General features: G+C 43.9%; 22 protein-coding genes. 13 read left to right on the top strand and 9 right to left on the bottom strand.

The window, feature by feature from the left end; all coding sequences use genetic code 11:
* The first annotated feature begins 91 nt into the window (after positions 1–91).
* Positions 92–2,308, top strand: coding sequence for an FUSC family protein (locus H6G96_RS12075; protein ID WP_190911674.1), 2,217 nt, complete (start codon positions 92–94; stop codon positions 2,306–2,308).
* Positions 2,309–2,353: 45 nt separating this feature from the next.
* Here H6G96_RS12075 and rimM read toward each other — a convergent pair whose 3' ends face one another.
* Complete coding sequence (gene rimM / locus H6G96_RS12080) at positions 2,354–3,058, bottom strand: ribosome maturation factor RimM (RefSeq protein ID WP_190911675.1); 705 nt, start codon at positions 3,056–3,058, stop codon at positions 2,354–2,356.
* Positions 3,059–3,072: 14 nt separating this feature from the next.
* On the bottom strand, positions 3,073–4,356 hold the full coding sequence (locus H6G96_RS12085) for a valine--pyruvate transaminase (protein ID WP_190911676.1): 1,284 nt from the start codon (positions 4,354–4,356) through the stop codon (positions 3,073–3,075).
* 285 nt (positions 4,357–4,641) lie between these two features.
* On the opposite strand from H6G96_RS12085, the gene H6G96_RS12090 reads away from it, so the two are divergent.
* From H6G96_RS12090 to H6G96_RS12110, 5 genes are all read left to right on the top strand, one after another.
* Positions 4,642–5,751 (top strand): S-(hydroxymethyl)glutathione dehydrogenase/class III alcohol dehydrogenase, encoded by a 1,110-nt coding sequence (locus H6G96_RS12090; RefSeq protein WP_190911807.1) that lies wholly within the window; start codon positions 4,642–4,644, stop codon positions 5,749–5,751.
* 101 nt (positions 5,752–5,852) lie between these two features.
* Positions 5,853–8,114: a heavy metal translocating P-type ATPase gene (locus H6G96_RS12095; RefSeq protein ID WP_190911677.1), complete on the top strand. Its 2,262-nt coding sequence runs from the start codon at positions 5,853–5,855 to the stop codon at positions 8,112–8,114.
* A gap of 129 nt (positions 8,115–8,243) precedes the next feature.
* Positions 8,244–8,816, top strand: coding sequence for a cupredoxin domain-containing protein (locus H6G96_RS12100; protein ID WP_190911678.1), 573 nt, complete (start codon positions 8,244–8,246; stop codon positions 8,814–8,816).
* 96 nt (positions 8,817–8,912) lie between these two features.
* Positions 8,913–9,326, top strand: coding sequence for a heavy metal-responsive transcriptional regulator (locus tag H6G96_RS12105; RefSeq protein ID WP_190911679.1), 414 nt, complete (start codon positions 8,913–8,915; stop codon positions 9,324–9,326).
* 495 nt (positions 9,327–9,821) lie between these two features.
* Positions 9,822–10,700, top strand: coding sequence for a hypothetical protein (locus H6G96_RS12110; protein WP_190911680.1), 879 nt, complete (start codon positions 9,822–9,824; stop codon positions 10,698–10,700).
* Between the two features lie 95 nt (positions 10,701–10,795).
* On the opposite strand, the gene H6G96_RS12115 is transcribed toward H6G96_RS12110, so the two are convergent.
* From H6G96_RS12115 to H6G96_RS12145, 7 genes are all read right to left on the bottom strand, one after another.
* The gene (locus H6G96_RS12115; protein WP_190911681.1) at positions 10,796–12,469 is read right to left on the bottom strand and encodes an ATP-binding protein; all 1,674 of its coding nucleotides are present in this window, start codon (positions 12,467–12,469) and stop codon (positions 10,796–10,798) included.
* Between the two features lie 335 nt (positions 12,470–12,804).
* Positions 12,805–14,169, bottom strand: coding sequence for an MATE family efflux transporter (locus H6G96_RS12120; RefSeq protein ID WP_190911682.1), 1,365 nt, complete (start codon positions 14,167–14,169; stop codon positions 12,805–12,807).
* 438 nt (positions 14,170–14,607) lie between these two features.
* Positions 14,608–15,522, bottom strand: coding sequence for a glycine betaine ABC transporter substrate-binding protein (locus tag H6G96_RS12125; RefSeq protein WP_190911683.1), 915 nt, complete (start codon positions 15,520–15,522; stop codon positions 14,608–14,610).
* On the bottom strand, positions 15,522–16,151 hold the full coding sequence (locus tag H6G96_RS12130; RefSeq protein ID WP_190732674.1) for an ABC transporter permease: 630 nt from the start codon (positions 16,149–16,151) through the stop codon (positions 15,522–15,524). Before H6G96_RS12130 ends, H6G96_RS12125 begins: the two co-directional genes overlap by 1 nt.
* Entirely contained in the window at positions 16,148–16,906 is a 759-nt protein-coding gene (locus tag H6G96_RS12135; protein WP_190732672.1) for an ATP-binding cassette domain-containing protein, read from the bottom strand. The genes H6G96_RS12130 and H6G96_RS12135 overlap by 4 nt, the downstream gene beginning before the upstream one ends.
* Before the next feature lie 104 nt (positions 16,907–17,010).
* Complete coding sequence (locus tag H6G96_RS12140) at positions 17,011–17,406, bottom strand: hypothetical protein (RefSeq protein ID WP_190911684.1); 396 nt, start codon at positions 17,404–17,406, stop codon at positions 17,011–17,013.
* Positions 17,407–17,930: 524 nt separating this feature from the next.
* Complete coding sequence (locus tag H6G96_RS12145; RefSeq protein ID WP_190911685.1) at positions 17,931–18,149, bottom strand: hypothetical protein; 219 nt, start codon at positions 18,147–18,149, stop codon at positions 17,931–17,933.
* Between the two features lie 155 nt (positions 18,150–18,304).
* Here H6G96_RS12145 and H6G96_RS12150 point away from each other — a divergent pair, with 155 nt between their 5' ends.
* The 7 genes from H6G96_RS12150 to H6G96_RS12180 all read left to right on the top strand — a co-directional run bounded on the left by H6G96_RS12150 (position 18,305) and on the right by H6G96_RS12180 (position 26,015).
* Positions 18,305–19,180 carry an STAS domain-containing protein gene (locus tag H6G96_RS12150; protein ID WP_242063258.1) on the top strand — a complete coding sequence of 292 codons (876 nt, stop codon included), beginning with the start codon at positions 18,305–18,307 and terminating at the stop codon, positions 19,178–19,180.
* Positions 19,181–19,197: 17 nt separating this feature from the next.
* Positions 19,198–19,611, top strand: a complete 414-nt coding sequence (locus H6G96_RS12155; RefSeq protein ID WP_190911686.1) for an STAS domain-containing protein — start codon at positions 19,198–19,200, stop codon at positions 19,609–19,611.
* Positions 19,598–19,996: an anti-sigma regulatory factor gene (locus H6G96_RS12160; RefSeq protein WP_190911687.1), complete on the top strand. Its 399-nt coding sequence runs from the start codon at positions 19,598–19,600 to the stop codon at positions 19,994–19,996. The genes H6G96_RS12155 and H6G96_RS12160 overlap by 14 nt, the downstream gene beginning before the upstream one ends.
* Positions 19,997–20,137: 141 nt before the next feature.
* On the top strand, positions 20,138–21,139 hold the full coding sequence (locus H6G96_RS12165) for an ATP-binding SpoIIE family protein phosphatase (RefSeq protein WP_190911688.1): 1,002 nt from the start codon (positions 20,138–20,140) through the stop codon (positions 21,137–21,139).
* 183 nt (positions 21,140–21,322) lie between these two features.
* Positions 21,323–21,709, top strand: a complete 387-nt coding sequence (locus H6G96_RS12170; RefSeq protein WP_190911689.1) for a four helix bundle protein — start codon at positions 21,323–21,325, stop codon at positions 21,707–21,709.
* A 186-nt stretch (positions 21,710–21,895) separates the two neighbouring features.
* Complete coding sequence (locus H6G96_RS12175; protein ID WP_190911690.1) at positions 21,896–24,046, top strand: ATP-binding protein; 2,151 nt, start codon at positions 21,896–21,898, stop codon at positions 24,044–24,046.
* Entirely contained in the window at positions 24,039–26,015 is a 1,977-nt protein-coding gene (locus H6G96_RS12180) for a response regulator (RefSeq protein ID WP_190911691.1), read from the top strand. The genes H6G96_RS12175 and H6G96_RS12180 overlap by 8 nt, the downstream gene beginning before the upstream one ends.
* Positions 26,016–26,019 lie beyond the last annotated feature (4 nt).

Here is a 26,019-nt window from a genome sequence, read left to right on the forward strand (position 1 = left end):
CTTGCCATACCAGGATCAAAAAAAGGCGCAGAAAACCCGCCTCTCTATTTAACTAAAAACTTCAAATTATTCAAATTTTTTAACAAAAACAATGCAATTGAATCGAAGTAATTTTCTGAAATTTCTGATCCAGTCACAGCCAGGAAAACCAGCAATATCCAACGGCTTGCGAGCAGCGTTAGGATTGGGGGTTCCCATGCTAATCGGTCAACTTATAAACCAGAGAGAAAGCGGATTATTTATCGGTTTAATGGCTTACTTTGTCAACTTAGCGAATGTTGGCGGCCCTTACCAGATAAAAGCTAAGGCAATGACGGCGGCTACTTTGGGAATGGCTGTTTCAATGTTTGTGGCTACCCTAGCCGCTAAAGTTCCAGCGCTAACTGTGGTGCTGACATTTCTCTGGGGTCTTGCTTCAGGTTTTGCATCCATGTACGGTAATGCTGGCGCGAATGTCGGTCTGGTGGTAGGAATATCATTTATTTCCATGATCGCACAGCCAGGAAACTTGGAAGCCGCACTCATGCGATCGCTGCTATGTCTTATTGCAGGCGGATGGGCGATGCTACTCTCGTTAGTAATGTGGCCTTTTAGACCTTATGACCCCCTACGGATAGCTTTGGCTGGCTGCTTCAGTGCGATCGCTAACTACATTCAGGCATTTCTCGGTAAAGTGGCAACACCTGAAAAGATTCTCGAAATTAGAAAGGCGTTAGAGACAGCACGTACTATTTTAGGTACTGCACGAATTGGAAATTCGGCTCGAAGTTGGATGGATGAACAATTGTTGGTACTAATTCAGGATGGCGATCGCTTGCTTGGTTCAGTTATTGCCTTAACAGAGTTACTAGAAACTCACTTTCAACATCAGCAATATCACGCAGTCCAGCAATTAGTAGACGATGCACTCGAACAAATATCAGTGATTCTTCGATCCATAGCGAAAGCCATATCTGGCAAGCCTACCAGCATCGATCTGGGAAATCTCAACCGCATCTATGAGGCACTGAAAGAACAAGAAAATCTGCAAAGAAAAGCAATTGCTGGGAGTGAGACAGACTACACAACTCTCGTTGCTCTCACTAACCTAGTGCTGATGATAGAAAAGCTGATGAAGCAATTGCAATACATGGCTCAGACAGCTAAATCTCTAATAGATCGCAGCAAAATGAGTGGGCGAGATGTAGATACACTTCTTGTAGTTGAAGATAAACAGCGATCGCTCTTAGATTTACTCAAAGAAAACCTTACCTTAGACTCAGCAATCTTTCGCCATGCTCTCCGCATTGCTGTGACTCTAACTGTAGGTGTAATTCTGTATAGCATTACCAATTTACCAATGGGCTATTGGGTGACACTGACAAGCATCCTAGTCCTCAAACCTAACTTTGGTGCAACTTTCTGGCGTTTCTTCCAGCGAGTTGGCGGGACTATCTTGGGAGCTGTGTTAGCAGCTGTCATAGTTGCAACCATCACAAGTAAGCCTGTGTTAGACATAATCATTGTGCTGACAGTCTTTTGTGGCATTTCCCTGATCAGTTTCAACTATGCTTATTCAGTGATTTTCTTATCAATATTTGTCTTACTAATTATCGATATTGGTCATCCAATTGGTTGGGAATTTGCTGGCTTTCGCGTGTTAAATACATTAATTGGGGCGGGACTAGCTTTTGCGAGTCATTACTTTATATTGCCAAATCGGGAACGCGATCGCTTACCTACTCAACTCGCCACTGCTCTGCGAGAATCCCACAAATACTTTAGGGATGTAATGGCTGTTTACCAAGGAACAAAGGAGCAAGACTCTACGATTATCAGTCAACGCCGGCAAACCGGACTGGCAATTGGTAATGCCCAAGCCTCTTTCCAAGGATTGCTGCGCGAACCCCAGATGCAGAAAGGAATAGTGGAACCAGTAATGACGCTGTTGGTATACATGGGACGTTTTACTAATGCCGTGACAGTTTTGGCTGTCCATCTCGAATATTTTCGAGGAACTGTGCCACTTCCAGAATTAGAAACCTTTGTTCGCCAAGTTTCATTACTGTTACAGCAGTTAGCTGATTCAGTACAGCAGGAAGTTATACCACCGCCTTTACCTGACTTGGAAGAAACGCTGCAAAAAATTCAACCGCACCTGCAAGCGCTACGTACGGCGCGTATACAAGAGCTAGCTGTCAATCAAGGACATACACCTATTCGTCAAGCAGTCATTGATTACAGCATATTAGATTTGGAGATTGATCAGATTGTCCGACGGTTGACTGCTATGCACTCAGCGATGGTAAGGCTAGTATCAGTTAAATAAAGCGATCGCCTCTAATGTATCGCCAAGATTGTTGACAGCAATGAGCTAATTATTAATTTCCAATAATCCAGGCGGCGGGGTAATTTCAATACGATGAGATTTCAAGTCTACGACTGGTGCGATCGCTTCCACAAATGGAATCAAAACAGTCTGTTGCTTTTTGTCAGTAGCAAATGATTCATGGAACTTTACTTCTAACAAATCATTTCCGGCGGGGATAATATCTACTACCGTACCAACAAGTTCGCCAGATGCTTGCATGAAAACTTCCAAGCCTATCAAATCGAGGACATGATATTCATCCTCATCTAATTGGGGGCGATCGCTTGCTGGTACCATTAGCTTACAACCGCGCAACGCCTCGGCCTGATCGCAATGTTCCACGCCAGCTAATTTGATCACATACAAGTTTTTGTTACTAATATAACGTCCTGTCAATAATTCGATTGGTTGTGGTTCTGTATCACCTGAACGCAACAACCAACGTTTCCCTGGTACCTCAAATCTTTCGGGGAAGTCAGATACAGGATAAACGCGTAATTCCCCAGACAACCCTTGAGGGGAAACAATCTTACCAATTTCTAGCCAATCGTCGAGATTGGGGGCTGGGGACTGGGGATTGGGGATTAGGGATTGGGGATTGAGGATTGGCGATTGGGGACTGGACTTTTTTGATTTTCTTCCTCCTCTGCTCCTGGGCACTTTTGCGCCTTTGCTCCCTATCTCTTTGTTTGCTTCTTCGTGTTTCATTTCCATTTTTACTACTAGGCAGTCACAGCCGTACGCTTATAAGTTTCTTCAGCCACTTTTGCTAAACGTTGCATAGCAGTGGCTATCTCCTCATCGCTGCCTGTGAGGCTGATGCGGAAGCATTGGTGTTTGTGGGCCCATTCTTCCTCTAAACCGGGGAAGAAGGTACTTCCAGGGACAATAATCACACCTACTTGCTTAAGTTGCTGGTAAAATTCCCAGTCGCTGATGGGTAGATCCTGTAACCACAACCAAGCAAAAATTGCTCCTTCACCGCGATGGAGGAACCAAGGTAAATCCTTGGGCATCGCTTGTTCTAAACTAGTTTCTAAAACGGTAAATTTATTTTGGTAAAAGGGACGGATGACACTGTGAGAAATTTCCACTAAAGCGCCAGAGTTGATTGCAAGAGCTGCGATCGCTTGGCCGTAACGTGAAGAATGGAGACCAATATTTGCTTGGAAACACTCCAGCGCTTCAATCCACTTTTCATTCCCAATGGCAATACCAACCCTTTCTCCTGGTAATCCCGCTTTTGATAAACTCATGCAGTGTAAGATGTTATCGCCAAACACTGGTGTCATTTCGGTAAAGTTCAATGCCGGGAAGGGAGGTGCATAAGCCGAGTCAATTAACACGGGCAGATTGTAAGGCGCAGCCAGGGCAGTAATTTTTTTCACCTCATCATCAGTGAGAACATTACCAGTGGGATTACAAGGGCGAGAGAAGAGAACACAACCCGTATCTTCTGTAATCGACAGTTGGCTGAAGTCGGGGCGATATTTAAATCGATGGGCGGCTGCATCAATATCAAGAGTCGGTTTGTAGGCGATTAAGGCTTTTGGAACTAAGCAAACACCGCCGTAACCAGTGTAGTCAGGGCTGAGGGGCAAAACGATTTGTTTTAACTCGCCGCTAGAAGTGTAACCACCGAAAGTATTAGCAGCGTAGAAGTAGAGGGTTTGACTGCCGGCGGTAATGAGGATATTGCGATCGCTTAAGTTTAACCCGTAGCGTTTGTTAAAGTCGTTGGCGATCGCTTCAATTAATGGTGCATAACCCTGACTTGAGCCGTAGCGACAAACTACCTCACCATATTCTGGGCTAGCCAAAAGCTGTGCAGTACAATCCCGCCATAATTGCTCTACCTCTGGCAAAATCAACGGATTACCAGCACTCAAATTAATAAACTGCTGCCCTGCACCCGCTCGTAATGTCTCGATAATATCCTTCATGATTGCTCTTACGCCAGTCAGGTTGGACATTTGAGCGCCAATTTGAGTTAGGGCAGGGTTCATAAGCTGTGACAAAATGTATTAATTGAGGGGTGGACAAATTATTTAGGGGTTGGTGCTGACATCAAGTTTAGATTGTTGCCAAAACAACTGTTACCGCCTTTAACCAATCTAGCTAGAGAATGATATTTTAACAAAGATAAGATTTATCGTTATCGTGGCGATCGTCCTTAATAAATACGATGAAGTGATACAAAAGTGTATCATGCGCTCAATATGTTTAAGTGAAATAATCCCTGTATTGCAGCACTGGGGAAAAGTCAAATAACTATATTAGGAGGGCTGATGTTGCAAGTTAAAGCAGCAGTAGCTTACAGCGTAGGTAAGCCGTTGACGATTGAAACCGTTCAACTATCGGGGCCAAAAGCTGGTGAAGTGTTAGTTGAGGTGAAAGCCAGTGGGGTTTGCCATACCGATGCCTTTACATTATCTGGTGATGATCCCGAAGGTTTGTTTCCGGCAATTTTGGGACATGAAGGCGCTGGTGTGGTAGTGGAGGTAGGCGCTGGTGTCACCAGTCTCAAACCAGGGGATCATGTAATTCCCCTGTACACTCCCGAATGCCGCCAGTGCGAATATTGTTTGAGTTTCAAAACTAATCTTTGTCAAGCCATTCGCTTAACTCAAGGACGGGGTGTTATGCCCGATGGCACTAGTCGCTTTAGCATTGATGGACAGATGATTCATCATTACATGGGTACATCCACTTTTGCCAACTATACGGTGCTGCCAGAAATCGCTCTGGCAAAAATTCGAGAAGACGCTCCATTTGATAAGGTTTGTTACATTGGCTGTGGTGTGACTACTGGCGTTGGTGCAGTCATCAATACTGCCAAGGTGGAACCAGGAGCAAATGTTGTGGTTTTCGGCTTGGGTGGTATTGGCTTAAATGTTATCCAAGCGGCGCGGATGGTAGGGGCGAATATGATTGTCGGGGTAGATATTAATCCCAGCAAACGTACCTTGGCGGAAAAGTTTGGCATGACGCACTTTGTCAATCCCCAGGAAGTAGAAGGTGATTTAGTTCCTTATCTGGTTGATTTAACAAAAGGCGGTGCTGATTACAGTTTTGAATGTATCGGTAATGTCAAAGTTATGCGTCAAGCATTAGAATGCTGCCACAAAGGTTGGGGCGTTAGTGTGATTATTGGTGTTGCTGGTGCTGGACAGGAAATCAATACTCGTCCTTTTCAACTAGTAACCGGACGCGTTTGGAAAGGTTCGGCGTTTGGTGGCGCTAGAGGACGTACAGATGTGCCAAAAATTGTTGATTGGTATATGGAAGGGAAGATAAACATTGATGATTTGATTACTCATGTAATGCCCATTGAGCAAATTAATAATGCTTTTGAATTGATGCACAAAGGCGAATCAATTCGCAGTGTGGTGACTTTTTAGCTAATTCCAATTTTTTTCCTCTACCCTCTTGACTCTCCAGTTAACTGGATGATTCAAGATGAAATCAGTCTTGAACACGACTTGATAATTGGAGGCTTAAAATGGAGAATGCCACACTTAAGCTGCGTGGGATGAGTTGCGCTTCCTGTGCCAGAAGTATTGAAGATGCTATTAGTTCTGTCCCAGGTGTGAATGAATGTAGTGTGAATTTTGGGGCAGAACAGGCAACAGTTGATTATGACCCCAGAACAACAGATTTACAAGCCATCCAAGATGCGGTGGATGCAGCAGGTTATTCTGCCTATCCCCTCCAAGAACAAAACTTGATGACTGGGGAAGATGATGAAGAAAAAAGATATCGCCAGAAAGAATCCCGTGATTTAGTGCGAAAGGTGACGGTAGGGGGCATCATTGGCACTGTGCTGGTGATTGGCTCACTACCGATGATGACAGGGTTACACCTACCTTTGATTCCAATGTGGCTGCATAACCCTTGGCTGCAATTAGTCCTTACTACTCCTGTACAGTTCTGGTGCGGTTACTCTTTTTACGTTAATACCTGGAAAGCTTTCAAACGCCATGCTGCGACAATGGATACCTTAATAGCTTTGGGTACAAGTGCCGCATATTTCTATTCACTATTTGCCACTTTATTTCCTGGCTTTTTCATAGCTCAGGGATTGATGCCAGATGTGTATTATGAAACTGCGGCGATTGTAATTACCTTGATTTTGTTAGGGCGGCTGTTTGAAAATCGCGCCAAAGGCCAAACTTCAGAAGCTATCCGCAAGCTGATTGGTTTGCAGGCGAAAACAGCACGGTTAATTCGCAACGGGCGAGAAGTAGATGTACCCATTGAACAAGTACAAATTAGCGATGTAGTGTTGGTTCGTCCTGGGGAGAAAATTCCGGTTGATGGCGAAGTAGTTGACGGAACATCCACTGTTGATGAAGCAATGGTGACTGGCGAAAGTGTAGCAGTGAAAAAGCAACCAGGGGATGAAGTTATCGGAGCAACCATCAACAAAACCGGAAGTTTTAAGTTTCGGGCGACAAGAGTTGGTAAGGATACTGTACTGGCGCAGATTGTCCAACTAGTGCAACAGGCTCAAGGCTCAAAAGCTCCCATTCAAAGACTAGCAGACCAAGTTACAGGGTGGTTTGTGCCGGCGGTAATTGCGATCGCTATCTTTACCTTTATTATTTGGTACAACATCATGGGTAATGTCACCCTGGCGTTGATTACCACAGTCGGGGTGTTAATTATCGCTTGTCCTTGTGCGTTGGGTTTAGCCACACCAACTTCGGTGATGGTAGGTACTGGGAAAGGTGCAGAAAACGGCATTTTAATTAAAGGAGCCGAAAGCCTAGAAATAGCACATCAGATTCAAACAATTGTGTTAGACAAGACCGGCACGATTACTCAAGGTAAACCGACAGTTACAGATTTTCTCACAGTTAACGGTACACTTAACGGCAACGAAATTAAACTGATACAACTAGCAGCATCCTTAGAACGTAATTCTGAACACCCATTAGCAGAAGCAGTTGTTCGATACGCCCAATCTCAGGAAGTAACCTTAGCAGATGTCAGAGATTTTGAAGCCGTTGCAGGTAGTGGTGTACAAGGTATCGTTACTAACCGTTTCGTACAAATTGGTACACAACGCTGGATGGAAGAGTTGAGTATTAACACTCAAAGTTTGCAACAAGACAAAGAACGCTTAGAATACCTGGGTAAAACCGCAGTTTGGTTAGTAGTTGATGGCGAAATCAAAGGATTAATGGGGATTGCTGATGCTATTAAACCCACTTCCACCCAAGCGGTAAAAGTACTGCAAAAACTCGGTTTAGAAGTTGTGATGCTCACAGGTGATAACCGCCGCACCGCAGAAAGTATCGCCCGTGAAGTTGGTATTAAGCGGGTTTTGGCAGAAGTCCGCCCCGATCAAAAAGCTGCTACAGTGCAAGCACTACAAGCAGAAGGCAAAATCGTTGCAATGGTTGGTGATGGTATTAATGATGCACCAGCCTTAGCTCAAGCCGATGTGGGAATTGCAATTGGTACTGGTACAGATGTGGCGATCGCAGCTAGCGATATTACCTTAATCTCTGGTGATTTGCAAGGCATAGTTACAGCAATTCAACTCAGCCGCGCCACAATTCGCAATATTCGCCAAAACCTATTCTTCGCTTTTATTTACAACGTTGCTGGTATTCCCATCGCCGCCGGAATTCTCTTTCCTATCTTTGGTTGGTTACTGAACCCGATTATCGCCGGTGCAGCAATGGCCTTTAGTTCGGTTTCTGTAGTTACGAATGCGTTACGTTTACGTAACTTCCAACCTAAAACACTTGGGTAGAGGAAATAACAATGTTCAATCAAGTGATATTTTTCGGGACTTTAGCAGGATTTGGATTTCTGCTAGGAGCAATTTCAGGAACTTTAATATAGCTGGTAACTTACTCACATTCACCTAGGAGGTTTTTTAATGTTGAACAAAACAGCACTCATCGGTAGTATAGCCAGTTTAGGAGTTGTATTCTCAATTGCATCTGGTGAAGCAGTTGCACAAAACTCCCACCAGGCGCACTCATCTGCAACAGTCCAAACCAATCAATTTCAACGCATTGAGCAGCCATTAGGGAACAAAGTAGCCGTCACCCTCGGCGGATTGGGACTAATTAGCTTAGAAGTTTGGTGGTTCTTGCTGAGTAAACCCAAGTCTCAGAAAGCAGTTGCAACGAGTGGAAATATTCAGGAAGCAACCGTCACCGTTGATGGAGGATATGAGCCAAGTCGAATTGTAGTGCAAGTCGGGAAACCAGTACGACTAAAATTTGAACGCAAAGATCCCAGCAGTTGTTTAGAACAAGTTTTGATTCCAGACTTTCACATTGCCGCAGATTTACCGCTTAATCAAGCTACTACTGTGGAATTTACCCCTGAAACAACAGGTGAATATACTTTCACTTGCGGTATGAATATGTTTCGTGGTGCGATCGCAGTCCAAGCCGCAAACACTACTGAAGAAAAGTTGTCCACTCAAATCAGTGTCTCATGAGCTTAATGGAATCATCCTTTTCATACTTGACTCTCCAGTTGAATGGAGAGTTTAGTATAAGATCAGTAATCATATCTCACTGAGGGTTTAGTTAGTATGTTAGCCCAAGCAGAAGCAAAACAGATTGGTGTAGTTGCCAAAGAAAGCGGCGTACCCATTAAAACTATTCGCTACTATGAAGAACTTGGCCTATTAAAATCATCAGGAAGAACGGAAGGTGGATTTAGATTATTTAACTCTGATATTTTGGAGCGACTACACTTTATTAAACGCGCTCAAAGTTTAGGATTAAGCTTATCAGAGATTAAAGATTTTTTAAATGTTCATGATGGAGGGGAATTACCTTGTGAGCATATCAAAATTAAACTAGAAGATAAGGTAAAAGCAATTGATGAGCAAATTCAGCAATTACTAATTTTGAGGCAAGAATTATCGGGTTTGCTCTCTGGTTGGGAAATTAAGCCTGATGATTCTTATTCAACTATTTGTCCAATTATTGAACATAATTAGTGAGAGATATAGCGGTTCCCATTCAGATGCAGTACAAAATTATATTGCAAGGTGTAGGGGCACGGCAGTGCCGTGCCCTTACGAGTGTACTTAAAAACAGTCAATTTAGTAAAAAATAAAATTTCTAGTAAAAGTCAAAACTTGAAATTTTAATGGTGACTATAAGTTAGTTTTTGCTATTTTTAATATCCTCATTACAGCCTTTATTTTAAAAATTTCTGTTCATCATAAGTTGGTGAATAGAAATTTTATGTGTTTACTTATAAGTTAATTTCTTTGATTTTTCCTCTTGACTCTCCCGTTAGGTGGAGAATATAAGCTAATTCTAGGTTGAATAAATAAATTAAAAACCTACTCAAACAAATCACGATTTATCAGTTAATAGCCAGGAGTTTTCAGAGATGACCCTACAAATTACTGTTCATAAATTAGCTTGTTCAGCTTGTGTGGATACTTTTGAATAATTTAATCTATTAAAAAAATGGAGTTAAATCAATGAATCGATTTCTAAATACGATTGTTATAGCTACTACTTTAGTGCTAGCTCAAAGTTGCTCATTATTATCTAATCAAGAAAAAGCAATATCTGTTAGCACACATCAGCATCAAGAGCGTTCAACCACTGAGAGTGATCATAGAGAACATTCAACAAGTGGCACGATTCATGGTGATAAGAAAGCATTGACTCAGGCAAAACTCAAAGTTCCTAGTAACATTACCCAGAATAAAAATATTCCACTATTGATTGAGGTTCAAGATTTAAATGGGAAAGCGATCGCAAATTTTGAAACTTTCCAAGAAAAGCTCATGCATTTAATTGTTGTTAGTGATGATCTTCAATTTTTTAGTCATCTTCATCCAACATATAACGATAATGGGCAGTTTGAAGTTAAAACTAGTTTTCCACAAGCTGGTGGTTACACATTTTTTAGTGATTACAAACCTGTTAGTCAAACAGAACAAGTTTCAGTACTGAAAATGCAAGTTCCTGGAAATAGTATTGCTGCTCCAGAAATTAACCTAGACAGAACTAAAATTTTTAATGATACTAAAGTCAATCTCATTCTCTCTGAATCCACTATTAAAGCAGGTCAAGAAGTCACTTTAATTTTTAAATTACAAGAAGCTTCTAGCAATCAATCGCTTACAGACTTACAGCCTTACTTGGGAGAAAAAGGACATTTAGTTATCCTGCGAAAGTCAACCTCTTTAACAGCAGAAGATTATATCCATGCTCATGCATTAAAAAATACTCCTACTGGACAGGTTCATTTTATGACTAAATTTCCTCAATCAGGAAAGTATAAACTTTGGGGTCAGTTCAATCGAAATGGCAAAATCATCACTGCTGATTTTTTGATCAATGTTGTTTAATTTGGCTTGAGTAAATTCTGAGCGATCGCTTTTATCCGGGTGAGCCTGCAAAATATGATTTAATACGATAAAAGTGAGTCTACGATGGGCTACGCTTACGCACTCACGAGAAAGTATCGATCAATTTCTGCCGTAAGCACTTCAAAGTCCACAGGCTTGGTCAAGTGAGATTTAAAACCAGACTTAAGCGCAAGCTCTCTATCTTCTTGACTACCATAGCCAGTAAGCGCAATCAGAATTGAGCGAGTAAATTTAGGGTCTTTACTCAGTTCCTGTGCAACGGCGAATCCATCCATTTCGGGAAGTCCAATGTCACAAATAATCACATGAGGCTCAAATTCCCTTGCAGTTTCTACCCCTGAAATTCCATTATTGGCAATAGAAACTTCATGCCCGAAGTACTCAAGCACTGCTTTTAATGTCACGGCTGAATCCTCGTTATCTTCGATCACTAAAATCTTCAACGATTTTTTAGCCGTTTCTATAATCTCTGGGTCATTATGCCAAGCTGTAGTCTCTTCGCATACAGGGAGAGTGACTTTGAATTCTGCTCCCAAATTGATCCCTCTACTTGAGGCTTCAACATTACCACCATGAAGTTCGACAAGACTTTTTACTACCGATAGTCCTAAACCTAACCCACCCCTCGAACGGTCTAAACTGCGATCAGCCTGGGTAAACGGCTCGAATAGTTCTGGTAAGATTGTCGGGTCTATCCCTATGCCTGAGTCTTTTACAGATAAAGCTGCTACACTGCCTGAGCCATTTTCACCTGGAATAAATGAGAGATCCACCCAGATCATTCCATCTGGCTTGGAAAACTTTAAGGCGTTATCAAGAAGGTTTCCAAAAACTTGGAAGAATCGCGTCGGATCAACATAAGCCCACAGAGGCGTGTTTGGCAGGTCTTGTACTACGTTAAGGTTCGATTTCTTTATTGCTTGTGCATGGTCATTAAGACTCTGGCGAACCAATTCCACCAGATTAACCTTCTCAAGGTTTAATGAAATCTTCCCATAGGTGATGGACGATACATCAAGTAACTCATCAATCAATTTTGAGAGGTGCTTAATCTGGTGCTGCATCTTTAAAACTGTTTCTCCGACTACACCAGTCTCGCCTAGCTTCAACTTGAGAAGCTGAACCCCATTTGAGATGGGAGCAACAGGATTTCTCAGCTCGTGAGCTAGCATGGCAATGAATTTGTCTTTAAGCGCGTTTTGGTTCGTAAGTTTTTGAAAAAGTTGAACATTTGCGATCGCCACTGCTGTAGTTTCGGTCAAAGTTTCAAGCAATTCTATCTCTTCGGGCGTGGCTCGGTGTGGTGTACTCCAGTAGGCTCCGATCGCACCGAGTGGATCAGAAATCCGTATGGGAACCATCACTAAGCTCTTGACAAAAGTTACTTTATAAGCATCGAGAGGAATTCGCGCATCCTGATAAATGTCCTCAATCACGGCTGCTTGTTTATTGAGCATTGCCCAACCGGAGATGCAAGACTTGATCGGAAAACGCATACCTTTCCAAAGTGGCCCGATGGCATTTTCATCGACATAGTGGCAACATTCACCATCCCGCAGTACAAAAGTTACTCCATCAGCATTAGTTAGATCGCGAGCAGCCAAACGCACAATCTCAATAATTTCCTCAATAGTCCGTACACAAGCCAAATCCTTCACGACCAAAAGCAGCCTATTGTAGGACGGAATACTATAGCTCTGATGTGAATTCTGTGCTTCACAGATGGAGCCTTGTAATATGTTTTTCATAAAAAACTCCGTAAAAAGGGATGTCTGTATAAAAACTCAGGTAAAGCGGGTAGGTTTTAGCAGACACCTACTCTTAATCGTAATCTTAACTTTGATGTTAAGAGTACGTCTTGCATTTTTTGCTTCTATGTTTATGGGTATAAATACTTTTAATCCAGCTTAGAGATTTCCAAATAAATATTCTGAATTTTCTTATAGAGTTGCGCCACAAGCTTTGATCCCCCCAACCCCCCTTAAAAAGGGGGGCAAAAACCTTTCAAAGTCCTCCTTTTTAAGGAGGATTTAGGAGGATCTACAACGACTTTGATAAAAATCTCCGAATCTTCCCTCTGCGGTTAACTTATTTCTATAAATGATTTAGTTTTTTTAGTACTAAACCGCCAAGTAAGGATTATTGCAGCGATCGCTAAACCAATAGCCAATCCCCACCAAAGACCAATGGCTCCATATCCTGACCAGATCCCGAAACCATAACCAGTCAATAAACCAACACACCAATAAGCAAAAATGCCAATTAACATCGGAATTCGAGTGTCTTTTAGTCCGCGTAATGCTCCCGCCGCAGTCACTTGCACACCATCAACTATTTGAAAAATCGCCGCCACTCCCAGCAATTTCACCGCCAGGGCAACCACATCTGCATTATTCTGATTGCTGGTGTCAATGTAAAGGGAAATAATCGACTTTGGCGCTAACCAAAATAAAATGCCTGCTACACCCATAGACAAACCTGCAATGGCAATGCCTACATATCCAGCCCGACGAGTAGCGATTAGGTCATCCTGTCCGGCTAACTGCCCAACCCGTACTGTTGTTGCTAGAGAAATACCCAGCGCAATCTGGAATGATATAGAAATTGTTTGTAAAGCTATTTGATGAGCAGCAAGGGCATTTGTTCCCAATTGTCCGATTAAAAAGGTGACAACGGTGAACAGTCCAGCCTCTACTGCAATCAGTCCGCCGATGGGTAATCCAATGTGAAAAATCTCGCCAATGATCCGGCGATACTCTACGGAAAAAGCTTCGTTAGACAAAGGTCGAAAAATACCGTAGACTGCAAATTCACGCTGATTACAGACATAAACTGTCAAAGCAATAAACATTGCCCAAAGTGAGAGCGTGCTTGCCCAACCGATACCAGCTAAACCCAGCGCAGGAAATCCCAACTTGCCAAACATCAGCACATAGTTAGCTGTGATGTTGAGCAGAGTACCCAAAACCACAGTCACCATAATTAACTGCGGTCGCAAAAGAGCCGAAAGAAAGCTTTTAAGTACCCCAAAGCCCAAACCAGGAATAAAACCCCAGGCGATCGCCCTTAAATAAATTTCTGCTAATGCTACTGTATTAGCATCCTGCCCTAGTAGCAGTAGTAAAGCACCTGCATTGTAAAGCAGCAATGTAATTGGCATTCCTAATATCAGAGATATGCCTAGTCCAAGCCGGACAATTGTGCCAACTTTTTCTGTATTTCCCGCTCCGTATGCTTGGGCAGCTAAGGGACTGACAGCAGAAACAATACCATTAGCAATCAGCAGACAAAAATTAAAGATAACAGCTCCCAAACCTCCAGATGCAATTGTTTGGCTTCCCAACCAGCCCATCATGACCGTATCTACAAAAGCAGTTGCAGATTGAGCCAGTTGTGCTGCTGCTAAAGGTACAGCCAACACAAGACATTTTTTAACTTCAGAAAACATATATCTTTATCTTTATAACCCGATGTGAAAAGCAAAGGGGTCTATGGCGTTTCTCGTTTACGCGAGGTACATCCGTAGGGGCACGGCACTGCCCATTGGTGTCAACTTAAGTTAAAACGCTTATCCCACAGGCGTTTTACCCCACACGCCAGATGCTTCACTTGAGGAGACCCCAAGACCGCACTGGCTCCCCTTAATCCCCTCCCCGTTCACGGGGAGGGGAGGTTTTGTCGCTAGACAAAAGCGGGGTGGGGTTCCGACGACTTAATTGGTAATTGAGTAGGCTTGATATAACGTCATTGCCAAGGTTTCACGTTAAGTTGACACGTATGGGTACTGCCGTGCCCCTACACCTTGCAATATAATCTTGTACCGCATTTGAATGGGAACCGCTATATCTAGTAGTTGGAAAATGGTATAGACTATTACCCATCTTGTCTATCCTTGAGATGAACCTAATCCTTTCGATTTCAAAAACTCCCGGACAACACCTTTAATATCACGTAATTCCCCTTCAACTAAATAGTTTAATTGTTGCATTTCATCTGCTGAAATCTTCCCAGCAAGTGAAGCGATCGCTTTTCTTAATTCGGGATATTTTTTCAATGTTTCTTGACGGACGATTGGCACAGTTTCGTAAGGTGGAAAATACTGTTTATCATCTTTTAAGACAACTAAACCCAAGCGAGCAATCTGCCCGTCAGTGGAATTACCCGCCACCACATCCACCTGTTTTTGAATCAAAGCACGATATATCAAACCCAAATCCATAATTTGGGGTGGTTTAGCAAAACGTAAATTGTAAGTTTTAGCTAATCCTGGAAAACCATCTTCCCGTTCTACAAATTCGTAACCGAAACCCGCACGCCACTGCGGTGTATATTGACTAGCTTGGGAGAGAGTTTGAATATTGTTGCGCTTGGCATCTTCACCTCGGATAATCATTGCAAAAGTGTTTTCAAAACCCAAGTTTGGCATCACTTCCAAATTGAATTGCCGGGCGTATGTTTGTTTTATTTTTTCATAAACTTCTTTGGAGCCATTAATTGGTTTTTCCTTTAAAATTGCAGTCAAAGCTGTGCCTGTATACTCAATATAAGCATCGATTTGACCAGCAGTAATAGCATTATGGCAAACAAAAGAACCACCTAGAGTACGACGAGATACTTTTAAATTAGTTGTTGCCTCGATTTGCTGTGCTAAAAGTTCAGCTAAAACATCTTGTTCGGTAAAACCTTTAGAAGCAACGATAATATTAGCATCATTGTTACTACTATTTAAATTCGGCGTACAGCCAGCGATTAAAAATAATACAGCAAAATTTAAAAAGCAAAGTGCCAAAAATTTTTTCATTACTTAACTTTTAATTTATTCTCCATCCAGCCAATTGCGAAGTCAGTTAATAATGCAATTCCCGCTGCCGGAACTGCACCAGCTAAAATTAACTGATTGTTCACTACTGATATCCCACGAAAAATAAATACTCCCAAACCACCAGCACCAATTGCTGCTGCAATAGTTGCAATACCTATGGCAATCACTGCTGCTACTCTTACCCCTGCCAAAATTACTCCCAATGCCAAGGGAATCTCAACTTGCAATAACAATTGTCTATCTGTCATTCCCATCCCTCTCCCAGCTTCTCGAATCGCTGGATCTACGCCAGTAATCCCTGTGTAAGTATTACGAATTATCGGCAGCAAGGAATATACAGTTAAAGCAACAATTGCTGGGACTGCGCCAATTCCGCCAATTATCGGCACAGGAATGAGTAAGCCAAACAACGCCAAACTAGGAATAGTTTGGAAAATATTTGCTATACCGAGAATTGATTGGCGGAGATAGGTTTTGCGTGTAATTAAAATACCTAATGGAATACCTACAAGTATGGCAATTCCAATTGCAATACCTACCAAAAATAAGTGTTCTAGAGTATGCTGAAGAATTTCTGGAGCATACTTAACGAGGAAGAAATCTTTCATAAAGTATCTTGTAGGGAACGCAGACATTGGAGAAAAGCGAGGCTTTCTGGATGTTGCGATCGCATAAATTCATCCTTCGCCTCCAATACTACCAACTCTCCCCCATACATTAAACCAATTCTCGATGCTAAAACAAAGGCTTCTTGAATATCGTGGGTAACAAACACAACTGTCTTGCCTAACTCTTGCTGCAAACGCCGAAACTCTTGTTGCAGTTCTAAGCGGGTAATCGGATCGAGTGCGCCAAACGGTTCATCCATCAACAGCACAGGCGGATCTGCTGCTAAAGCCCTGGCTACACCTATTCTTTGCTTTTGTCCCCCCGAAAGTTCGTGCGGGTAACGCCCTGCGAATTGTGCTGGTTCTAAACCCACTAATTGCAGCAATTCATAAACCCGCGTTTTTATTTGTTTAGATTGCCAACCTTCCAAAGCTGGGACTAAACCCACATTGCGTTCTACAGTGAAATGCGGAAATAAACCAATTTCTTGAATTACGTAACCAATTTTTCGTCGCAGTTTAATTTCATCCCATTGAGTTGTGGGAATGCCATCAAATAAAACTTCGCCTTGTGTCGGTGTGAATAGGCGATTAATTAACTTCATTGTTGTGGTTTTGCCGCTACCACTACGCCCAAGTAATATCAGTGCTTCTCCTTGGCGGATGGTGAAATTGAGATTTGACACCAAAGGGCGATGATTGCGGCTAAAGGTGACATCGCGGAATTCGACAGCAGTTTGGTTATTTTGCGGCATTAGTTGGCTTTTGGTGGACGCTAGCTATTGTAGTGCTGATTTTACTAGCGTGCTAACGCCCAATTTGCCAGACAAGTTGCTCAAGGCTTTTGTTTTAAGCTGCTCTATGCAGTTTTATTATTTTCTTCTGATGCTTGTTCTGCAACATTTTTCAAGCGGCTCGACCTAATTTTGCGGATGCGATCGCTATTGCGAACACCACCCGCCATTTCATATTCGCGGCTGTCTTTGCCGTATTTGATAGCAACCACCATCAGCATTTTTTCAGAAAGCTGACTCAAGTTTTTTTCCATCTCTTCAATTTCAGTTTTAGAAGAGTCAACCACAGACAGAGCCGTATTATAAACATCAAGTTTGTTACGTAACTGGTCAATTGACTCAATCAGTTTTTCCAGATTATAATTTTCATCAAATTTGATGTTTGGAACGATCGATTTCAGTCCGGCCGACCTTAACTGAGCTTTTTCTAGAATGCGGGATGTACGTTTTTGACGAGACATAAAATTACTCCTTTAAGATGCTGCTATAGCTAGCTTGGCTTAATTGAACTACGTTTCGGTTCAGCAGAACTCACAGTTTTTGTTCATAAAATATTCAGGTTATATCGGTAATTTTTCGGTATTTCTTTTCAGAATTTAATTAATCATGTAAAAAAGCAAAAGTGAGACCGCTCCCGTCACGAGTGAGACCGCTCCCGTCACGAGCGAGACCGCTCCCGTCACGAGTGAGACCGCTCCCGTCACGAGTGAAACCGCTCCCGCCACGAGCGAGACCGCTCCCGTTACGACTGAGACCGCTCCCGTCACGAGTGAAACCGCTCCCGTCACGAGCGAGACCGTTCCCGTCATGACTTAGACCGTTCCCGTCATGACTTAGACCGTTCCCGTCACGAGTGAGACCGCTTCAGTTTGTTGGGGAGTGCGTAGATGCAAAGCGGCTTAAGCGATCGCTTAGTATTCTGTAGAAAAGACTGATGCGATCGCAGTTTATAGAAGAGCGATCGCCTTTTGCCCATAAGATAAATCTACATATCTAATACACTACTCATCAACAAGCCTAAGTGCTGACTCCAAAACTTGTGTACTGATTCTAAAACCAACCTGCCCAAAAGCAGAAAATTGAGTAGCTTAAATGTCTTCCGAGAAATCATTGTAGGCGATGCATACAACGGTAAACTATGCAGTTTATGAGAGATAGTTAGTAGGGTGTTGTAGAAGTGCGATCGCAGGTTAGGCAAGGACATTTTGAAAACCTCAAGGCTAGGAATAGTAATACTTTTACCTCCTGCCTCCTGCCTCCTGCCTTTCTTGACAATTTTTCTCCAAAAACAAGCATGACTCGATTTTCAACTTCAGCTATTAGGTTAGGCTGAATCGTCATACACTGAATTGGAGACTAATGAAAACTGTTGCCTTAGGAACAATGAGTGAAAGTAAGATACCGCAGATCCTAGAAACCTTTGAGGCTGATCTGCTGTCGGAGTGGACTCAGGAATTAGCCACTGTCAATATTCGCAGAGGCTTGATGAAAGAAGCCGAGCTAAAAGAGGAGTGCCGGGAATTCCTAAGCTTGTTTCGTGTCGCCGTTGCTCAGGGAAAGTTGAGCAATATTCAAGCAGGGGACTGGCAAGAGATGCGCTCGATGCTAAAGGGCGTTTCTCGATCGCGATCGCAACAAGGTTTCACACCGTCGGAAACAGCTACATTCGTCTTTTCGTTCAAGCAACCCCTGTTTAACCGAATGCGTCAGCAATTAAAAGACGCCATTGAGTTAGGTGAAGAGATATGGCTAGCCACAAACCTACTGGATCAGCTGGGATTGCTGACAATTGAAGTGTATCAAAAAGCGCGTGAAGAAGTGATTTTGCGGCAGCAGCAAGAGTTGATGGAGCTGTCTACCCCAGTAATTAAACTCTGGGAGGGAATTTTGGCATTACCCATTATCGGTACCCTGGATAGTACGCGTACTCAAATTATGATGGAGTCGTTATTGCAGAAGATTGTTGAAACAGGGTCAGAAGTTGCCATTATTGACATTACCGGGGTTGCAACCGTAGATACCCTCACCGCTCAACATCTACTTAAGACAGTTACGGCTGCCCGTCTCATGGGAGCTGATTGTATGATCAGTGGCATTCGTCCTCAAATTGCCCAAACGATCGTTTATCTCGGCATTGATTTGACTGATGTTACAACGAAGGCAACGTTAGCCGATGCCTTTCTCACTGCACTAAAACGTTTGGGAGCTAGCATTACCCGCTCTCAACCCGAATAGGTAGGCAGGAGGAAGTAATGGAACACATTCCTATACTCGAAATGGGCAATTTCCTGATTGTGACGATCCAAGTGGATATGCACGATCAGCTTGCTATGACACTACAGGATGACTTGACCAACCGCATCTCTGAAGCTAATGTTCACGGTGTATTGATCGATATCTCTGCATTAGAGATTGTTGATTCTTTCGTTGCGAGGATTTTAGGAAACACTGCCAGAATGTCACGGGTGCTGGATGCCCAAACAGTTGTCGTTGGTATGCAGCCTGCTGTGGCAATTACCCTGGTAGAATTGGGGCTGTCGCTGACAGACATTCGGACTGCCCTAAACGTAGAAAAGGGTATGGCACTGTTGCGCTCTTCACTTAATAAAACCAAAAATCAGACCGCTGCTAATAAATGGCGTGTAGATGACGATGCAGCAGACTGAAACGCTCAACATTCAAACTTCAACAGATATAGTATTAGTTCGGCAAGCTGTGCGCCAGATGGCCGTGGAGATTGGTTTAAGTTTAGTAGACCAAACTAAAATTGTGACTGCTGCTAGTGAGTTAGCGCGCAATACCCTAGACTACGGGGGAGGTGGCACAGTCAAGCTAGAAATGCTTCAAGAAGAGAGAAAACGAGGACTTCGGTTGACTTTTGAAGATCGGGGGCCGGGAATTCCCAATATTGAGATGGCACTGAAGGATGGGTTCACCACTGGGAGCGGGTTGGGGATGGGACTGGGCGGTGCCAAACGACTTGCCAACGAGTTTGAAATTCAGTCTGCGGTGGGAGAAGGGACACGGATAGTAATTGTACGATGGAAATAATACAGCAGTTTTCTTTTGCATGAAGTACAAAGTCAGTGGTTTTGAGGCAGGAGGCAGGAGGCAGAAGGCAGGAGGAAGAAGAATAATTTGATTTGTGTGTGAATCCTTGGTTCTGTACCTCATTTAGTTGCAAAGTGCTGTATGAGAGAATCTGTCGCCATTACAATTACTGAATCTAGCCAGACTGGGGAAGCGCGACGGGTAGCGATCGCTTTAGCAACTCGGCTCGGTTTTCAGGAAACCCAACGGGGCAAGGTTGGTATTGTGGTGACAGAGGTTGCGAACAATCTGATCCAGCACGGTCAGGGTGGGGTCTTATTACTAAGATTGCTCGAACAAGATTCAGCCATCGGTATTGAAGTCTTGTCGCTAGATAAAGGACGGGGAATGGTTGATGTGGATGAGTGTTTGCAAGATGGCTTTTCCACAGCCGGAACCTTAGGCAATGGACTGGGTGCAATTTCTCGCCTCTCTGGTTTATTTGAAATTTACTCCATTCGCAACCAAGGGACGGCGCTCCTCGCTCACCTTTGGTCAGACTCCGCACTTCATCCGCCCCAAGAAACTTTAGAAATTGGGGCGATCTGTTTGCCCAAACGAGGGGAGGACGTTTCGGGAGATGCCTGGGCATATCAAATCGATCGTTGCCGCAGCCTGTTGCTAGTAGCCGATGGCTTAGGGCATGGGCCTGCTGCTGCCACTGCTGCTTCACAAGCCGTAAGAATCTTTCAAGAACATCATCGCTCTCCTGGTGCGATCGTCGAAGCTGCCCACGCCGCCTTGCGAAGTACACGCGGAGCAGCACTCGCCATTGCCGAAATCGACTTTGAACAACAGTCTGTCCGCTTTGCCGGAATAGGTAATATCGCTGCCAGCATTTTCTCGTTTACTGAACGCCACCATCTAATATCTAACAACGGCACGGTGGGACATGAAGTCCGCAAAATTCAAGAGTTTACCTATCCCTGGTATGCCAACGGACTTTTAATTATGCATTCTGACGGATTAGACACTAAGTGGCAGCTTGATCGCTATCCAGGCTTAAGTCAAAAACATCCCAGCCTGATTGCAGGTGTGTTATACCGGGACTTTAACCGAGAGCGAGACGATGTGACGGTGTTGGTGGCTAGGGGAGTGGGGTGAAGATGGCAGGGGGAGTAGGGGAGGCAGGGGAGGCAGGGGGAGCAGGGGAGGCAGGGGAGGCAGGGGAGGCAGGGGGAGCAGGGGAGTAGGGGAGGCAGGGGAGGCAGGGGAGGCAGGGGAGGCAGGGGAGGCAGGGGGAGCAGGGGAGGCAGGGGAGGCAGGGGGAGCAGGGGAGGCAAAATAATGAATAAAGAAGCAATAAAAGATCATAGAGATTTGGGGATTTATAAAATTGCCTTTGAAGCAGCAATGAAAATTTTTGAGCTATCAAAAAAGTTCCCTGTGGAGGAGAGATATTCGTTAACTGATCAAATTCGTAGATCATCACGTTCTGTGTGTGCAAATATGGCAGAAGCATGGAGAAAACGGCGTTATGAAGCAGCTTTTATCGCTAAATTAAATGATTGTGAGGCAGAAGCTGCCGAAACTCAAACCTGGATTGAATTTGCTGTCAAATGCAACTACATGAATGTAGAATTAGGACGAGAAATTTATGCAAATTACAACCAAGTTTTATCTGGTCTGGTGAATATGATTAATAATCCATCACCTTGGTTGAGAAATCATTAAGGGCACTCCAAAAATTAAATTATCCAATTTTTAGCTTAAGTCCCGTTATTCAGACTCTTCTCCCCCTGCTCCCCCTGCCTCCCCTGCCTCCCCTGCCTCCCCTGCCTCCCCTGCCTCCCCTGCCTCCCCTGCCCCCCTGCCGTCTCAGTAGTAACTGATAACTGATTTAATTTGGAGTGAAGCGACTTGACAACTATTTTCACCCTCGAAATCCAGTACGAACAGGATGTTGTGCAGGCTCGGCAGCGAACTCGTGAGATTGCAGAGCAATTGGGCTTTGCTGCCCAAGATCAGGCACGATTGGCAACGGCAGTTTCAGAAATTGCCCGTAACGCCTTTCAGTATGCCAGAGGTGGAACCGTTGAATTTTCTGTGGCAGGAGAACCGCAAGCGTTTGTGATTCGGATTCAGGATCGGGGTAAGGGAATTCCTGATCTGGCAGACGTTCTGGCAGGACGCTACACCTCTAGTACAAGAATGGGGCTAGGCATCATGGGTAGCCGCAAGCTGATGGATTTCTTTGAAATGGAATCGCTGCCAGGACAGGGAACAACGGTGGTGATGAGCAAAAAATTCTCGAAGCGCACACGGACTTTTACTGATTCGCAATTGCAGCAGATTCGAGAAACTGTGATGGAGCGATCGCCCCAGAATCCATATCAAGAGATCCAGCGACAAAACCAGGAATTACTGCGGGCAATGGCAGAGTTACGCAAGCGCGAGGAAGAATTGACCCAGCTCAACCGGGAACTGGAAGATACCAATCGTGGTGTGGTTGCTCTCTACGCAGAACTGGATGAAAAGGCAAGTTCCTTGCAAAAGGTAAATGACCTAAAAACCCGCTTTCTCTCGAACATGAGCCATGAGTTTCGTACACCCCTCAACTCGATTCTGTCCCTTTCTCGGATGCTGTTAGCACGGATGGATGGCGATTTGACCGTCGAGCAAGAAAAGCAGGTGACATTCATCCAAAAGGCGGCGAGCGGATTATCAGAAATGGTCAATGACTTGTTGGATTTGGCAAAGGTGGAAGCTGGAAAAATTGAAGTGCGTCCCAGTTCCTTTGAAGTTAGTGACTTATTTGCTACTCTGCGGGGAATGCTGCGCCCATTATTGGTTCAAGACTCCTCTGTTGCGCTGATTGTGGAGGAACCTGAAAGCATAGCTCCACTTTATACTGATGAGGGCAAAGTCGCGCAAATACTGAGAAACTTTGTCTCGAATGCACTCAAATTTACCCAGCAGGGAGAAGTGCGCGTGAGTGCTGTGCAAAGGGGTCATACCGTGACATTCTCTGTGTCTGATACGGGGATCGGCATTGCGATCGCCGATCAAGAGCGCATTTTTGAGGATTTTATTCAAATTGAGTCTTCTCTACAAAAGCAGGTGAAGGGAACCGGGTTAGGATTGCCGTTATCACGCAAGCTAGCGGAGCTACTCGGCGGTAGTATTTCGGTTAGAAGTAAGCCAGGTCAAGGCTCTACTTTTACAGTATCGATTCCGCTCATCTACCCATACACAACTGAATTTCCCACCGTAGTACAGCCGCTTATATCACTTGAGACAACTCGGCTGCCCATTCTGGCGGTTGAAGATCATCCAGAAACACTATTTATTTACGAAAACCACCTTCAGCAGTCAACCTATCAATTAATTGCCACCCGCACCTTAGCTGAAGCAAGGCAAGTATTACAACAAGTCCGACCAGCAGCGATTATGCTAGATATTATGCTAGAAGGGCAAAACGGCTGGACGTTCTTGCGAGAACTTAAAGCAGATGAAATGACTTGCACCATCCCTATAGTCGTTATTACTATCATTGATAACGAGAAGCAAGCACTGGCACTAGGAGCTAACGGTTTTCTGATTAAGCCCGTAGACAGATTACAGCTATTAATCAAACTCAATACGCTAATTAATCAGAACAAGCCTCAAAAAATCTTGTTAATTGACGATGACCCCGCCTATCGGTATCTGATGAAACAGTTGTTAGGAAATACACCTTTGAGTATTTTAGAAGCCGCGAACGGACAGGAAGGGTTAGCGTTGGCACAATCTGAGCAACCGACTGCGATCGTGCTTGACTTGGAGATGCCAGAGATGAGCGGGTTTGATGTACTCAAACAACTGAGGCATAATTCAGTCACTTCGTCAATTCCTGTAATTATCCACTCGTCTGCCCAACTGGATGCAGAAGCGAACAGCTGGTTAGCAAAACAAAGCATCGCTATTGTTTCTAAAGAAACAGGCTCTCAAGCAACGACGAACGCCCAACTTCAAGATGCCCTCGTCAAAGCCGGACTTGTTCTAGAGGTTTCAGGGGGAATTCATGTCTGAGCTACAGGTTACAATTCTCCATGTGGATGATAACGAAGCCAATCGTTACGTTGTGATCCGGATTTTGCAAGATGCAGGCTTTCGGGTTGTGGAAGCAGCAACCGGAGCAGAAGGATTAAAGGCAGTTGTTGAGCATCTCCCTGCTCTGGTGATTTTGGATGTCAAATTACCCGATATTACAGGCTTTGAAGTTTGTCGCCAAATTAAGGCAAATCCCGAAACTGCTTTTATTCCCGTGCTACACCTTTCGGCAAGTTTTGTTCAAAGTCAAGATAAAGCAGAAGGCTTAGACAGTGGTGCTGATGCTTATCTTATACAACCTGTTGAACCTATTGAACTGGTGGCTACAGTGCGATCGCTGCTGCGAATTCGACGGGCAGAGGAAGCAGCTTTATCTTCAGCACGAGAGTGGCAAACGACTTTTGACTCCATCAATGACGGTGTATGTCTAGTAGACCAAGAAGGCAGAGTGTTGCGCTGTAATCGAGCGATGATGCAACTCGTTTACAAGCCTTATAGCGAAATTTTAGGTCGCACCTACTATGAGTTGATTAACGTAAAATGGGGAATTGGGGACGGTATTTGCTTTCACCGTGCTACAGAAACTCACCAACGGCAGGTTTTAGAAGTTCAGTCTCAAGACAGATGGTTTAGTAAAACTATCGACCCAGTACTTGATGAGCATGGGACGCTCACAGGTGCTGTTTTCATCCTATCCGATATTACCGAACGTAAGCGTGCAGAAGCTTTACTGCAAGAGCAGAACGATCGCCTTAATCGGCTGATGGTCTCTTTGCAGGAACAGACTGAACAAGCGCAGCAAGCAAACCGCATCAAAGATGAATTTTTAGCAGTGCTGTCTCATGAATTGCGATCGCCCTTAAATCCGATTCTGGGATGGACAAAAATCTTACAAACCAGCCAGCAAAACGCAGCTAAAACTCAGTATGCACTGGAAACGATCGAGCGCAATGCCAAGCTGCAAGCACAACTGATCGAAGATTTGCTTGATGTGTCGCGCATTCTCCAAGGCAAATTGAGCTTGAAAACAGTTCCAGTCAACCTAACTTTTACCATCAAAGCTGCGCTGGAAACGGTGCGGCTTGCTGCTGAAGCTAAATCTATTCAGATTAAGACAATATTTGAACCAAACGTTGGGCAAGTTTTGGGTGATTCTGGTCGCCTGCAACAGGTTGTTTGGAATCTGCTTACCAACGCTATTAAATTTACCTCACAGGGTGATCAAGTTGAGGTGCAGTTAGAGACAGTAAAGGAATTAGATACTCATCCTGATGAATACGCTCAAATCACTGTCAGCGATACTGGTAGGGGGATCTCTGGTGACTTTCTGCCTTATGTCTTTGACTACTTCCGCCAAGCCGATGGTACAACAACTCGACAATTTGGGGGGTTAGGCTTAGGGTTAGCGATCGTGCGTTATTTGGTTGAATTGCATGGGGGAACTGTTCAGGCAGCGAGTCCCGGAGAAGCGCAAGGAGCAACGTTTACAGTTAAGCTGCCACTCATCCCTACGGCAAAATTAAATCACAATGATATTGTGCCTGATAATTTCTCAGACTTTGATTTTCATGGATTGCAAGCACTGCTAGTAGACGACGACACAGATTCACGAGAGGTAATCGCCTTCTTGTTAGAAGAGCATGGCTTTCAAGTGACTCAAGCTCAATCAGCATACGATGCTCTGAGCATTTTGGAGCAAGCAAAATTTGATTTGCTAATAAGTGATATTGGTATGCCCGATATGGATGGCTACACACTAATTCGTCAAATTAGAAAGCTCTCACCTTCAAAAGGCGAAGAAATTCCAGCGATCGCCCTCACAGCTTATGCTGGAGAGATTAATCAACAACTTGCAATAGCGGCTGGATTTCAACAGCATATTTCTAAACCAATCGACCCAGAGATACTAATGCGGGTTATTTTAGATACATTAGGGGTACGGCAATAATTGA

The organism is Nostoc sp. FACHB-892 (genome assembly GCF_014698795.1).
GTDB lineage: Bacteria > Cyanobacteriota > Cyanobacteriia > Cyanobacteriales > Nostocaceae > Nostoc.